Source organism: Enterobacter sp. EGD-HP1, from assembly GCF_000733275.2.
Classification (GTDB): Bacteria; Pseudomonadota; Gammaproteobacteria; order Enterobacterales; family Enterobacteriaceae; genus Enterobacter.
This window is the reverse complement of the sequence record NZ_AVOP01000012.1, coordinates 84,590-97,159: the sequence shown is the minus strand read 5'-3', so window position 1 is coordinate 97,159 and position 12,570 is coordinate 84,590. Positions and strand designations below refer to the sequence as shown.

The window sequence follows — 12,570 nt, the reverse complement described above, 5'->3', positions numbered from 1 at the left end:
CCCAACACAACCACATAAGAAGAAAATGGCTGAAATCACAGACACCACTCCCCTTTCAACGGCAGGTAATCCTCCTGATGGCGACATCCAGTGGGTGCGCAGCGCATCGGATGTATCACGCCTCGTTAATGACGGTTCTCAGGGCCGGACAAACGCCCGTATCGTGGTCGGTATCGCGCTGGGCGGAATTTTCCTCGATGCCTACGATCTGGGCGCGCTGGCGTTCGGCATTAAAGACATCACCCGCGAATTTAACCTGACGCCCGCCGGTACCGGTATGGTGGCCTCGGCGATTACCTTTGGCGCGATTGTCGGAGCGCTGCTCGGCGGCTATCTCACGGATAAAATCGGGCGCTACCGCGTTTTTATGGCTGATATGGTGTTCTTCGTGGTGGCAGCCATCGCCTGTGCGCTGGCCCCGAACGAATATGTGCTCGCGGGCGCCCGCTTTGTGATGGGGCTTGGGGTCGGGATCGACCTTCCCGTGGCGATGGCGTTTTTAAGCGAGTTCGCCAGGCTGAAAGGTCCGGGAAACAAAGCTTCCAGCGTCGCGATGTGGTGCCCCACCTGGTATGCCGCCATCAGCATCTCGTATCTCCTGGTGCTTTTCTTCTACGCCGTGCTGCCGGAGAGCCACAGCGACTGGCTGTGGCGTTTGATTCTCGGCTTTGGTGCAGTGCCCGCGCTGGTGATTATCGCCATCCGCAGCCGTTATATGAGTGAATCGCCGGTCTGGGCGGCGAATCAGGGCAACCTGAAAGAGGCGGCGTCGATTTTACGCCAGTCGTATAACATCAATGCCCACGTGCCGCAGGACGCGCTCGGCCAGCCAGCCCCTGTGGTGAATAAAGCGAAATGGTCAAACTATCTGAACCTGTTCCGCGGCATCTATCTGCGGCGCACGACGCTCGCCACGCTGCTGTCCGTCGTCTCCTCGTTTGCCTATAACGCCGTGGCGTTTGGCCTGCCGGTGATCATCTCCAGCTTCTTTGTCCAGTCGATGCTCATCACCATTCTCATTTCTCTGGTGCTTAACCTGCTGTTTGCCTTTGTCGGCGGACTGCTGGCGGTGCGCTACGTGCCGCGCTTCGGCGCCTGGCGGATGTCGCTTGCGGGTTATGCCTGCCAGCTTGTCGCATTGCTTGGCCTGGCGCTGATTGGTCGACCGGAAGGTGCCTCTGAAGGCGTGCTTGCTGTTTCGATGCTGGCGCTTTTCCTGTTCGGTCAGGGCTTTGGCCCGGGCGCGCATACCATGACGTTTGCCTCGCTGAGCTACCCAACCTCGCTGCGCGGCGTGGGCGTGGGTCTCAACCAGACGCTGATGCGCAGCAGCTCGACGCTGTCGCTATTCCTGTTCCCGCTGCTGGTTGCTTCGCTGGATACTGCCGTGTTCTGGGTGATTGCGCTGGCACCGTTTATCGGCCTGGCGTCGCTGCTGGCGATCCGCTGGGAGCCGTCCGGGTATGATGTGGATGCGGAGGATTATCGCTAGCCTTTCCTGCCGGGTGGCGCTGCGCTTACCCGGCCTACACTGCGCATTATCTTGTAGGCCCGTGCAAGCGTAGCGCCGCCGGGCGAAAATCACATGAGCCGTTTTTATCCATAAGCGACTCATATGACAGCCTTCATTTCCGCCAGGGCATACTGAAACGACCCCGACGGTGTGGAAATGGATGCAGCATGTTAGCAGCTCAGGTCACTGATAATACGTATAAAGGCTGGCAGGCGTCGCTTGCCCTGCAGTTTCGTCACACCCCTGAGAAAACCCTCCTGCACTCCGCTCATCACGTCGGGCCGCTTACCGTCCAGCGTCCGTTTTATCCCGAAGGGGAAACCTGCCACCTTTACCTGCTGCACCCGCCCGGCGGGATTGTGGGCGGCGATACGCTGGACATTTCCGTTCAGCTGGACGCCAAAAGCCATGTGCTTATCACCATGCCCGGCGCCAGCAAGTTCTATCGCAGCAGCGGCCCGCAGGCTCGTCTGAGTCAGCGTTTTTATCTCGATGAAGATTCCATCCTGGAGTGGCTGCCGCAGGACACGATTATTTTTCCCGGTGCGAATGCCGCGCTGCGAACCGTCTTCCACCTGGAGGCCTCCAGCACGCTGCTGGCGTGGGAGCTTTACTGTCTGGGCCGCCCGGTGATCGGTGAGACCTTCAGCCACGGCACGCTGGAGAGCCGCCTTGAAATCTGGATTGAAGACGAACCGCGCCTGATTGAGCGCCAGCATCTTAGCGACGGCGATCTCACGCCCGTCGCCGGGCATCCGTGGCTCGGCACGCTGCTGTTCTACCCTGCCGGGGAAGAACATCTCGACGCGGTGCGCGAACGGCTCGCGCCGCTGGAACACTTTGCGGGTGCAACGCTCACCGATGACCTGCTGTCGGTGCGTTTTCTCTCCCACGACAACCTGATTTGCCAGCGGGTGATGCGCGATATCTGGCAGTCGCTTCGCCCGCTTCTCACCACCAAAACCGCCTGTTCGCCGCGTATCTGGCAGACATAAGAGAAACGTTATGGAACTGACCCCCAGAGAAAAAGACAAGCTGTTGCTGTTCACCGCCGCGCTGGTTGCCGAACGCCGCCTTGCGCGCGGTGTAAAACTCAATTACCCGGAATCGGTCGCGCTGATCAGCGCCTTCATTATGGAAGGCGCGCGCGATGGCGAAACCGTCGCCTCGCTGATGGAGGCGGGCCGCCACGTCCTGAGGCGCGACCAGGTCATGGAGGGCGTCCCGGAGATGATCCCGGATATTCAGGTCGAAGCCACCTTCCCGGACGGTTCCAAGCTCGTCACCGTCCACAACCCGATCGTCTAAGGAGCGCGTGATGATCCCAGGTGAATACCGGATCCAGCCCGGAAACATTGCCCTCAACGTCGGGCGTGAAACCCAACGCGTGGTTGTCGAAAACCACGGCGACAGGCCGATCCAGGTCGGATCGCACTACCACTTTTACGAGGTCAACCCGGCGCTGAAGTTCAATCGGGAAGCCACCAGGGGCTACCGGCTGAACATCCCGGCGGGCACCGCCGTGCGCTTCGAGCCCGGCCAGAAGCGGGAAGTCACGCTGGTTCAGGTCACCGGGGCGCAGCGCATTTTCGGCTTTCGCGGCGAGGTGATGGGTGAGGTGAAACATGGCTGACATTTCACGCCGGGCGTATGCCGATATGTTCGGCCCCACCACCGGGGATAAAGTGCGGCTGGCCGACAGCGAGCTGTGGATCGAAGTGGAAGACGATCTCACGGTCTACGGCGAAGAGGTTAAGTTCGGCGGCGGAAAGGTGATCCGCGACGGTATGGGTCAGGGGCAGATGACCGCAGACGGCTGCGTGGATCTGGTTCTCACCAACGCGCTGATCGTCGATCACTGGGGGATCGTGAAAGCCGACATCGGCGTCAAGAACGGGCGGATCTTCGCCGTCGGCAAAGCCGGTAATCCGGACATTCAGCCCGGCGTGACGATCCCGATTGGCGCCGCGACGGAAGTGATCGCCGCCGAAGGGAAGATCGTCACCGCCGGTGGGATCGACACCCACATCCACTGGATCTGCCCGCAGCAGGCGGAAGAAGCGCTGGTCTCCGGCGTCACGACGATGATTGGCGGTGGTACCGGACCGGCAGCGGGCACCAACGCCACCACCTGCACGCCGGGGCCGTGGTATATCGCCCGTATGCTGCAGGCTGCCGATACGCTGCCGGTGAATATCGGCCTGCTCGGCAAGGGTAACGGCTCCAACCCGGACGCCCTGCGCGAGCAGATTGCCGCCGGCGCTATCGGGCTGAAGATCCACGAAGACTGGGGCGCAACGCCAGCGGCCATCAACTGCTCGCTGGAGGTCGCTAACGAGATGGATATTCAGGTGGCGCTGCACAGCGACACGCTGAACGAGTCCGGGTTTGTCGAAGACACGCTGGCGGCTATCGCCGGGCGCACCATCCACACCTTCCACACCGAAGGCGCGGGCGGCGGCCACGCGCCGGACATCATCACCGCCTGCGCGCACCCGAATATTCTGCCCTCTTCCACCAACCCGACCTTACCCTACACGGTGAACACCATCGACGAGCATCTCGACATGCTGATGGTTTGCCATCACCTCGATCCGGATATCGCCGAGGACGTAGCGTTCGCCGAATCCCGCATTCGTCGGGAGACCATCGCCGCGGAAGACGTGCTGCACGACATCGGCGCGTTCTCGCTCACGTCGTCAGATTCGCAGGCCATGGGCCGCGTCGGAGAAGTCATTATCCGCACCTGGCAGGTGGCGCACCGCATGAAGGTCCAGCGCGGCGCGCTGCCGGAAGAGACGGGCGAGAACGACAACTTCCGCGTAAAGCGCTACGTCGCCAAATACACCATTAACCCGGCGCTCACCCATGGCATCGCCCACGAAGTCGGTTCGATTGAGGCGGGCAAGCTGGCGGATCTGGTGGTCTGGTCCCCGGCGTTCTTCGGCGTCAAGCCCGCCACCATCGTCAAGGGCGGGATGATCGCCTGCGCGCCGATGGGCGACATCAACGCCTCGATCCCCACGCCGCAGCCGGTGCATTACCGCCCGATGTTTGGATCGCTGGGCGCCGCGCGCCACGCCACCCGGCTGACGTTTATCTCGCAGGCCGCCAGTGCGAACGCCATCCCGCAGCAGCTCAATCTGCAGAGCGCCACGGCGGTGGTGAAAGGCTGCCGGACGGTGAAAAAGGCGGACATGATCCACAACGGCCTGCAGCCAAATATCACCGTCGATTCGCAAACCTACGAGGTGCGCGTCGACGGTGAACTGATAACCAGCGAACCGGCTGACGTTCTGCCGATGGCGCAACGCTATTTCCTGTTTTGAGGAGTGATGATGATCTATTTAACCCAACGCCTGGACCATGCGCATCCGATTACCGCCAGCGTCACGCTGCCGATTGACGTGCGGGTGAAAAGCCGCGCCCGCGTAGCGCTGAACGATGGCCGCGAAGCCGGGCTGATGCTGCCGCGTGGCCTGCTGCTGCGCGGGGGCGACCTGCTGACTACCGACGACGGCAGCGAGGTCATCGAAGTGATCGCCGCCCCGGAGTCAGTTTCCGTGGTGCGCTGCGCCGATCCGTTCCTGCTCGCCCGCGCCTGCTACCATCTGGGCAACCGCCACGTGCCGCTGCAAATCATGCCCGGCGAGCTGCGCTATCACCACGACCACGTTCTCGACGACATGCTGCGCCAGTTCGGGCTGGAAGTGGCCTACGCCAGCCTGCCGTTTGAACCGGAAGCGGGCGCTTACGCCAGCGATGCCCACAGCCACAGCCATTCTCACGCTCATTCACATTAAGGATTAATCATGCGTAAGTATTTACCTCTGCTGCTTCTGGCCTTTTCCGTTCCGGCGCTCGCCCACCCCGGCCACGGCGCCGACAGCTTTCAGGCCGGTTTCTTCCACCCGCTGACCGGGCTCGATCATCTGCTGATGCTGACCGGCGCGGGCGTGCTCTCGGCGCTGAGCGGTCGCAAACTCCTGCTGCCGTTAGCCACCCTCGGGATGATGCTTGTCGGCGCGATTGCGGGCAGCCTGCTCGGCGGCTTTAGCGGCATGGAGATGCTGATTATCGCCTCGCTGGCGGTATCCGGCGTGATGATGTTTAAAACCGAAAACCGCCTGCTGCTGGCGGTGCCTGCTCTGGCGATGTTCCACGGCTGGGCGCACGGCGTGGAGATGTCCGGCCACAGCTTCTGGCTCTTCACCAGCGGCTTTATGCTGGCCAGCGCCACGGTGCTGTGCGCCAGCTTTGCCGCGGGGCTGCTGCTGCGCCGTCACGACGGCCTGCGTAAAACCTTCGGCGGCGGGCTGATCGTCTCCGCCCTGCTGGCGCTGATGAGCTGATGGAGCACGCCCGCCAGAGGCTGCGCCTGATGCAGCTCTCCAGCAGCAGCCTGCCGGTCGGGTCGTTTACCTGGTCGCAGGGGCTGGAGTGGGCCGTTGAGGCGGGCTGGGTCACGGATGCCGGGGCCTTTAAACGCTGGCAAATCCAGCAGATGGAGCAGAGCTTTTTCTGCGTCGATCTGCCGCTGTTTATCCGTCTTTATCAGGCCTGTGGGCAAAGCGATCTTACAAAAGCAAAACGCTGGACGGCATACCTGCTCGCCTGCCGGGAAACGCGTGAGCTGCGCGAAGAGGAGCGCAACCGCGGGGCGGCCTTTATGCGGCTGATTAAGAGCTGGGAACCTGACTGTCCGCCGGAATGGCTGCCGCTGTTTATGCAAAGCCAGCTCGGCGGCATGGCCTGGCTCGGCGTGCGCTGGGGCATTCGCGTGCGCGAGCTGGCGCTGAGCATTGGCTACAGTTGGATAGAGAGCGCGGTGATGGCGGGCGTCAAGCTGGTGCCGTTTGGGCAACAGGCCGCGCAGCAGCTGATTATCGAACTGAGCGATCACTACGCCGCTGGTTTTGAACAGGCATTTTTACGTCGCGACGACGCGCTGGGAGCAGCAACGCCGCTGTCCGCCATCGCCTCCGCGCGCCACGAAACCCAATATTCACGACTATTCCGTTCCTGAGGAGTCAACATGGCTGATTACAAACATCCCCTGCGCGTGGGCGTGGGCGGCCCGGTAGGGTCGGGCAAAACCGCGCTGCTGGAAGCGCTCTGCAAGGCGATGCGCGATACCTACCATCTTGCGGTGGTGACCAACGATATCTACACCAAAGAGGATCAGCGCATCCTGACCGAGGCAGGCGCGCTGGAGCCGGAGCGCATCGTGGGCGTGGAGACCGGCGGCTGCCCGCATACCGCCATCCGGGAAGACGCCTCAATGAACCTGGCGGCGGTGGAAGCGTTAAGCGAGAAGTTCGGCAATTTGGATCTGATCTTCGTTGAAAGCGGCGGCGACAACCTGAGCGCGACGTTCAGCCCGGAGCTGGCGGATCTGACCATTTACGTGATCGACGTGGCCGAAGGGGAAAAAATCCCGCGCAAGGGCGGGCCGGGGATCACCAAATCCGATTTTCTGGTGATCAACAAAACCGATCTCGCGCCGTACGTCGGTGCGTCGCTGGAGGTGATGGAGCGCGATACCAACCGCATGCGCGGCGATCGTCCGTGGACGTTTACCAACCTGAAGGCGGGTGACGGCTTAGCGACGATTATTGCGTTTCTGGAAGAGAAAGGAATGTTGCGGGTGTAGGGTGGTTTATTGCACGTTAGCACACGTGGATCTTGTAGGCCCGGTAAGCGCAGCGCCACCGGGCAAAGAAACTCACGCCTCCGGCAGTTCCGCCAGCGGCCAGCGCGGACGCACGGACACGCTCAGGTCGGACGTCGCGCCCGCATTCAGGCGCACCATTCCGGCGTAAGCGATCATCGCGCCGTTATCGGTACAGAATTCCGGACGGGCATAGAACACTTCCCCGCGACGCTTTTGCATCATCTCGGCGAGCTTCGCGCGCAGCGTGCGGTTAGCGCTCACGCCGCCCGCCATTACCAGACGCTTAAAGCCGGTCTGATCCAGCGCGCGCTTACACTTGATCATCAGCGTATCCACCACCGCATCTTCGAACGCGCGGGCGATATCGGCGCGGGTCTGCTCGCTGTCATCGTTATTACGGATCGTATTCGCCGCGAAAGTTTTCAGACCAGAGAAGCTAAAATCCAGCCCCGGACGGTCGGTCATCGGGCGCGGGAAGACAAAGCGCCCTTCCGTTCCCTGCGACGCCATTTTCGACAGCATCGGGCCGCCCGGATAGTCCAGCCCCAGCAGCTTGGCGGTTTTATCGAACGCTTCACCGGCGGCGTCGTCGATCGACTCGCCCAGCAGCGCGTATTTGCCAATGCCCGTTACGCTAATCAGCTGCGTATGACCGCCGGAAACCAGCAGCGCCACAAACGGGAATTCAGGCGGATTCTCTTCCAGCATCGGTGCCAGAAGGTGCCCTTCCATATGGTGAACCGGGATCGCCGGCACATCCCACGCGAAGGCCAGCGAACGCCCTACCGTCGCGCCAACCAGCAGCGCACCGACCAAGCCCGGGCCTGCGGTATACGCCACTGCATCAATCTCTTTTGCCGTTAATCCCGCTTCTTTCAGCGCCGCCTGAATCAGGGGAACCGTTTTACGCACGTGGTCACGAGAGGCCAGTTCCGGCACGACGCCGCCGTAGTCAGCGTGCAATTTCACCTGACTATACAGCTGGTTGGCCAGAAGCCCTTTTTCGTCGTCGTAAATGGCGATGCCGGTTTCATCGCAGGATGTTTCAATACCCAGTACACGCATGACTTGTTTTACCTCGTTTCAATACCGCGCAGTGTAGAGCCTGGGCGGGTTGATGTAAAACTTTGTTCGCCCCAGGAAGAAGGCTCGTGTATACTCCTCACCCTTATTAAAGTCCCTTTCAAAATCGCATCGGTGCTTTACAAAGCAGCAGCATTTGCAGTAAAATTCCGCACCATTTTGAAATAAGCTGGCGTTGATGCCAGCGGCAAACCGAATTTATTAAAGGTGAGAGTTACATGCCGGTAATTAAAGTACGTGAAAACGAGCCGTTCGACGTAGCACTGCGTCGCTTCAAACGTTCATGCGAGAAAGCAGGTGTTCTGGCTGAAGTTCGTCGTCGTGAGTTTTATGAAAAACCAACGACCGAACGTAAGCGCGCTAAAGCTTCCGCTGTGAAACGTCACGCGAAGAAACTGGCTCGCGAAAACGCACGCCGTACTCGTCTGTACTAATTGGTTGAGGGCCGCAGCCCTCAATTGACAGACAGAGTAATAGTCGTAAGGCCGTGCTTCCGGAAGGAATGCGCGGCTTGTTTTCGTTTATGAGTCACTAAAAATAACGGGGCATATGGCCGGAAGAATCCCACGCGTTTTCATCAATGACCTGCTTGCCAGAACCGACATCGTCGATCTCATCGACGCGCGGGTAAAGCTAAAAAAGCAGGGCAAGAACTACCATGCGTGCTGTCCGTTCCATAACGAAAAAACCCCCTCCTTCACCGTAAACGGTGAAAAGCAGTTCTACCATTGCTTCGGCTGTGGCGCACACGGTAATGCCGTCGATTTTTTGATGAATTACGACAAGCTCGAGTTCGTTGAAACCGTCGAAGAGCTGGCGGCGATGCATAACCTTGAAGTGCCGTATGAAGCAGGCAGTGGCCCAAGTCAGATCGAGCGCCATCAACGGCAAACGCTGTATCAACTGATGGATGGCCTGAATTCGTTTTACCAACAGTCTCTTAAGCACTCTGCGGCTGAGCCTGCGCGTCAGTATCTGAACAAGCGCGGACTGAGCGACGATGTCATTGCGCGTTTCGCTATTGGTTACGCCCCGCCCGGCTGGGACAACGTGTTAAAGCGTTTTGGCGGCAATAGCGAAGATCGTAAGTCTCTCATCGATGCAGGCATGCTGGTCACTAACGACCAGGGACGAAGCTACGACCGCTTCCGCGAACGGGTGATGTTCCCGATCCGCGACAAGCGTGGCCGGGTAATTGGTTTTGGTGGTCGCGTGCTGGGTGATGCCCTGCCGAAATACCTCAACTCCCCGGAAACCGATATTTTCCATAAGGGCCGCCAGCTTTACGGTCTTTATGAGGCGCAGCAGAATAATGCGGAACCTCCGCGTCTTCTGGTCGTCGAAGGCTATATGGACGTCGTGGCACTGGCGCAGTACGACATCAACTACGCGGTTGCGTCGTTGGGTACGTCCACCACCGCCGATCATATTCAACTGCTGTTCAGGGTGACCAACAACGTCATCTGCTGTTACGACGGTGACCGCGCAGGACGCGACGCCGCCTGGCGTGCGCTGGAAACCGCGCTGCCCTACATGACCGACGGACGTCAGCTACGCTTTATGTTCCTGCCCGACGGTGAAGACCCGGATACGCTGGTGCGTAAAGAGGGCAAAGCGGCGTTTGAAGCGCGGATGGAGCAGGCTCAGCCGCTCTCCACGTTTTTGTTTAACAGCCTGATGCCGCAGGTCGATTTGAGTACCCCTGACGGGCGCGCGCAGCTCAGTACGCTGGCGCTGCCGTTAATCAGCCAGGTGCCCGGCGAAACGCTGCGCATCTATCTGCGTCAGGAGTTAGGCAACAAGCTTGGCATTCTGGATGACAGCCAGCTTGAACGTTTAATGCCTAAACAGGCTGAAAACGGCGCGGTTCGCCCCGCGCCTCAGCTAAAACGCACAACCATGCGTATACTGATAGGGTTGCTGGTCCAAAACCCCGAACTCGCGCCGCAGGTGCCGTCGCTGGCGGGTTTGAACCACGAAAAATTGCCCGGACTTGGCTTATTTTCAGAACTGGTCAACACGTGTTTGTCTCAGCCAGGTCTGACCACCGGACAACTTTTAGAGCATTATCGCGGCACAAAAGAGGCCGCTACCCTTGAAAAATTGTCGATGTGGGACGATATAGCAGATAAGGACATTGCAGAAAAAACGTTCACCGACTCGCTCAACCATATGTTTGATTCGATGCTTGAGTTGCGCCAGGAAGAGTTGATAGCTCGCGAGCGGACGCACGGCTTAAGCAGCGAAGAACGCCGGGAGCTCTGGATGATTAACCAGGAACTGGCGAAGAAATAAAAAATTTAACGGCTTAAGTGCCGAATATCGATCGGGAAGCCCCCGGCAGCCGCACTGAGAGGCAGCGGCAAAAATATAAGTACGCCCTCGCTTTAAAGGTTGGCAGCCCCATCGCCGACACCAATCAAACGAATTAAGTGTGGATACCGTCTTATGGAGCAAAACCCGCAGTCACAGCTGAAACTTCTTGTCCAACGCGGTAAGGAGCAAGGCTATCTGACCTATGCCGAGGTCAATGACCATCTGCCGGAAGATATCGTCGATTCAGATCAGATCGAAGATATCATCCAAATGATCAATGACATGGGCATTCAGGTGATGGAAGAAGCACCGGATGCCGATGATCTGTTGCTGGCTGAAACCTCCAACAACACTGATGAAGATGCGGAAGAAGCTGCTGCACAGGTACTGTCCAGCGTGGAATCTGAAATCGGGCGTACCACTGACCCGGTCCGCATGTACATGCGCGAAATGGGTACCGTTGAACTGTTGACCCGCGAAGGCGAAATTGACATCGCAAAACGCATCGAAGACGGGATCAACCAGGTTCAGTGCTCCGTTGCCGAGTACCCGGAAGCGATCACCTATCTGCTGGAGCAGTACGATCGCGTTGAAGCGGAAGAAGCGCGCCTGTCTGACCTGATCACCGGTTTTGTCGACCCGAACGCTGAAGAAGATATGGCGCCTACCGCCACTCACGTCGGTTCTGAACTGTCTCAGGAAGAGATGGATGATGACGAAGACGAAGATGAGGAAGAGAGCGACGACGACACCGCGGACGATGACAACAGCATCGACCCGGAGCTGGCGCGCGAGAAGTTTGCCGAGCTGCGTACCCAGTACGAAGTCACGCGTGACACCATCAAAGCGAAAGGCCGCAGCCATGCCGCCGCTCAGGAAGAGATCCTGAAACTGTCTGAAGTATTCAAACAGTTCCGCCTGGTGCCAAAACAGTTCGACTACCTGGTAAACAGCATGCGCGTGATGATGGATCGCGTACGCACCCAGGAACGTATCATCATGAAGCTGTGCGTTGAGCAGTGCAAAATGCCGAAGAAGAACTTCATCACCCTCTTCACCGGCAACGAAACCAGCGAAACCTGGTTCAACGCGGCTATCGCGATGAACAAGCCGTGGTCTGAAAAACTGCACGACGTGAAGGACGATGTCTATCGCGGTCTGCAGAAGCTGCAGCAGATTGAAGAAGAGACCGGCCTGACCATCGAGCAGGTTAAAGACATCAACCGTCGTATGTCCATCGGTGAAGCGAAAGCCCGCCGTGCGAAGAAAGAGATGGTTGAAGCGAACTTGCGTCTGGTTATCTCTATCGCCAAGAAATACACCAACCGTGGTCTGCAGTTCCTGGATCTGATTCAGGAAGGCAACATCGGTCTGATGAAAGCGGTAGATAAGTTTGAATACCGTCGTGGTTACAAATTCTCCACCTACGCAACCTGGTGGATCCGTCAGGCTATCACCCGCTCTATCGCGGATCAGGCGCGCACCATCCGTATTCCGGTGCATATGATTGAGACCATCAACAAGCTCAACCGTATCTCCCGCCAGATGCTGCAGGAGATGGGCCGCGAGCCGACGCCGGAAGAGCTGGCCGAGCGCATGCTGATGCCGGAAGACAAGATCCGTAAAGTGCTGAAGATCGCCAAAGAGCCAATCTCCATGGAAACACCAATCGGTGATGATGAAGATTCGCATCTGGGTGATTTCATCGAGGATACCACCCTCGAGCTGCCGCTGGACTCTGCGACCACCGAGAGCCTGCGTGCTGCGACGCACGACGTACTGGCCGGCCTGACCGCCCGTGAAGCGAAAGTCCTTCGTATGCGTTTCGGTATCGATATGAACACCGACCACACGCTGGAAGAAGTGGGTAAACAGTTCGACGTTACCCGCGAACGTATCCGTCAGATCGAAGCGAAGGCACTGCGCAAGCTGCGTCATCCAAGCCGCTCTGAAGTGCTGCGTAGCTTCCTGGACGATTAATCGG

Annotated in this window: 13 protein-coding genes; 12 read left to right on the top strand and 1 reads right to left on the bottom strand. The window is 59.0% G+C overall.

The features are described 5' to 3' along the window. Nucleotides 1-25 precede the first annotated feature (25 nt). The 9 genes from N037_RS09550 (at nt 26) to ureG (ending at nt 7,166) form a co-directional block, all read left to right on the top strand. Nucleotides 26-1,492 carry an MFS transporter gene (locus tag N037_RS09550; protein ID WP_032640529.1) on the top strand — a complete coding sequence of 489 codons (1,467 nt, stop codon included), beginning with the start codon at nt 26-28 and terminating at the stop codon, nt 1,490-1,492. A gap of 188 nt (nt 1,493-1,680) precedes the next feature. After that, nucleotides 1,681-2,508 carry an urease accessory protein UreD gene (locus N037_RS09545; RefSeq protein WP_032640526.1) on the top strand — a complete coding sequence of 276 codons (828 nt, stop codon included), beginning with the start codon at nt 1,681-1,683 and terminating at the stop codon, nt 2,506-2,508. A gap of 10 nt (nt 2,509-2,518) precedes the next feature. Next, nucleotides 2,519-2,821, top strand: coding sequence for an urease subunit gamma (locus tag N037_RS09540; protein WP_006811999.1), 303 nt, complete (start codon nt 2,519-2,521; stop codon nt 2,819-2,821). Nucleotides 2,822-2,831: 10 nt separating this feature from the next. Further along, the gene (locus tag N037_RS09535) at nt 2,832-3,146 is read left to right on the top strand and encodes an urease subunit beta (RefSeq protein WP_032640524.1); all 315 of its coding nucleotides are present in this window, start codon (nt 2,832-2,834) and stop codon (nt 3,144-3,146) included. Continuing rightward, a complete protein-coding gene (ureC, locus tag N037_RS09530; protein ID WP_032640522.1) occupies nt 3,139-4,842 on the top strand; it encodes an urease subunit alpha in 1,704 nt (567 codons plus the stop codon). The genes N037_RS09535 and ureC overlap by 8 nt, the downstream gene beginning before the upstream one ends. Before the next feature lie 9 nt (nt 4,843-4,851). Continuing rightward, a complete protein-coding gene (gene ureE / locus N037_RS09525; protein ID WP_032640519.1) occupies nt 4,852-5,316 on the top strand; it encodes an urease accessory protein UreE in 465 nt (154 codons plus the stop codon). Nucleotides 5,317-5,325: 9 nt separating this feature from the next. After that, entirely contained in the window at nt 5,326-5,865 is a 540-nt protein-coding gene (locus tag N037_RS09520) for a HupE/UreJ family protein (protein ID WP_032640516.1), read from the top strand. Beyond that, on the top strand, nt 5,865-6,539 hold the full coding sequence (locus N037_RS09515) for an urease accessory protein UreF (RefSeq protein WP_032640514.1): 675 nt from the start codon (nt 5,865-5,867) through the stop codon (nt 6,537-6,539). Before N037_RS09520 ends, N037_RS09515 begins: the two co-directional genes overlap by 1 nt. A 9-nt stretch (nt 6,540-6,548) precedes the next feature. Further along, nucleotides 6,549-7,166: an urease accessory protein UreG gene (gene ureG, locus N037_RS09510; RefSeq protein WP_023333456.1), complete on the top strand. Its 618-nt coding sequence runs from the start codon at nt 6,549-6,551 to the stop codon at nt 7,164-7,166. A 72-nt stretch (nt 7,167-7,238) separates the two neighbouring features. Here ureG and tsaD read toward each other — a convergent pair whose 3' ends face one another. After that, the gene (gene tsaD / locus N037_RS09505; RefSeq protein WP_023333457.1) at nt 7,239-8,252 is read right to left on the bottom strand and encodes a tRNA (adenosine(37)-N6)-threonylcarbamoyltransferase complex transferase subunit TsaD; all 1,014 of its coding nucleotides are present in this window, start codon (nt 8,250-8,252) and stop codon (nt 7,239-7,241) included. 236 nt (nt 8,253-8,488) lie between these two features. On the opposite strand from tsaD, the gene rpsU reads away from it, so the two are divergent. The 3 genes from rpsU to rpoD all read left to right on the top strand — a co-directional run bounded on the left by rpsU (nt 8,489) and on the right by rpoD (nt 12,566). Beyond that, nucleotides 8,489-8,704, top strand: a complete 216-nt coding sequence (gene rpsU / locus N037_RS09500) for a 30S ribosomal protein S21 (RefSeq protein WP_001144069.1) — start codon at nt 8,489-8,491, stop codon at nt 8,702-8,704. A gap of 115 nt (nt 8,705-8,819) precedes the next feature. Next, nucleotides 8,820-10,565: a DNA primase gene (gene dnaG, locus N037_RS09495; RefSeq protein WP_023333458.1), complete on the top strand. Its 1,746-nt coding sequence runs from the start codon at nt 8,820-8,822 to the stop codon at nt 10,563-10,565. Between the two features lie 153 nt (nt 10,566-10,718). Continuing rightward, on the top strand, nt 10,719-12,566 hold the full coding sequence (rpoD, locus tag N037_RS09490; RefSeq protein WP_023333459.1) for an RNA polymerase sigma factor RpoD: 1,848 nt from the start codon (nt 10,719-10,721) through the stop codon (nt 12,564-12,566). Nucleotides 12,567-12,570 lie beyond the last annotated feature (4 nt).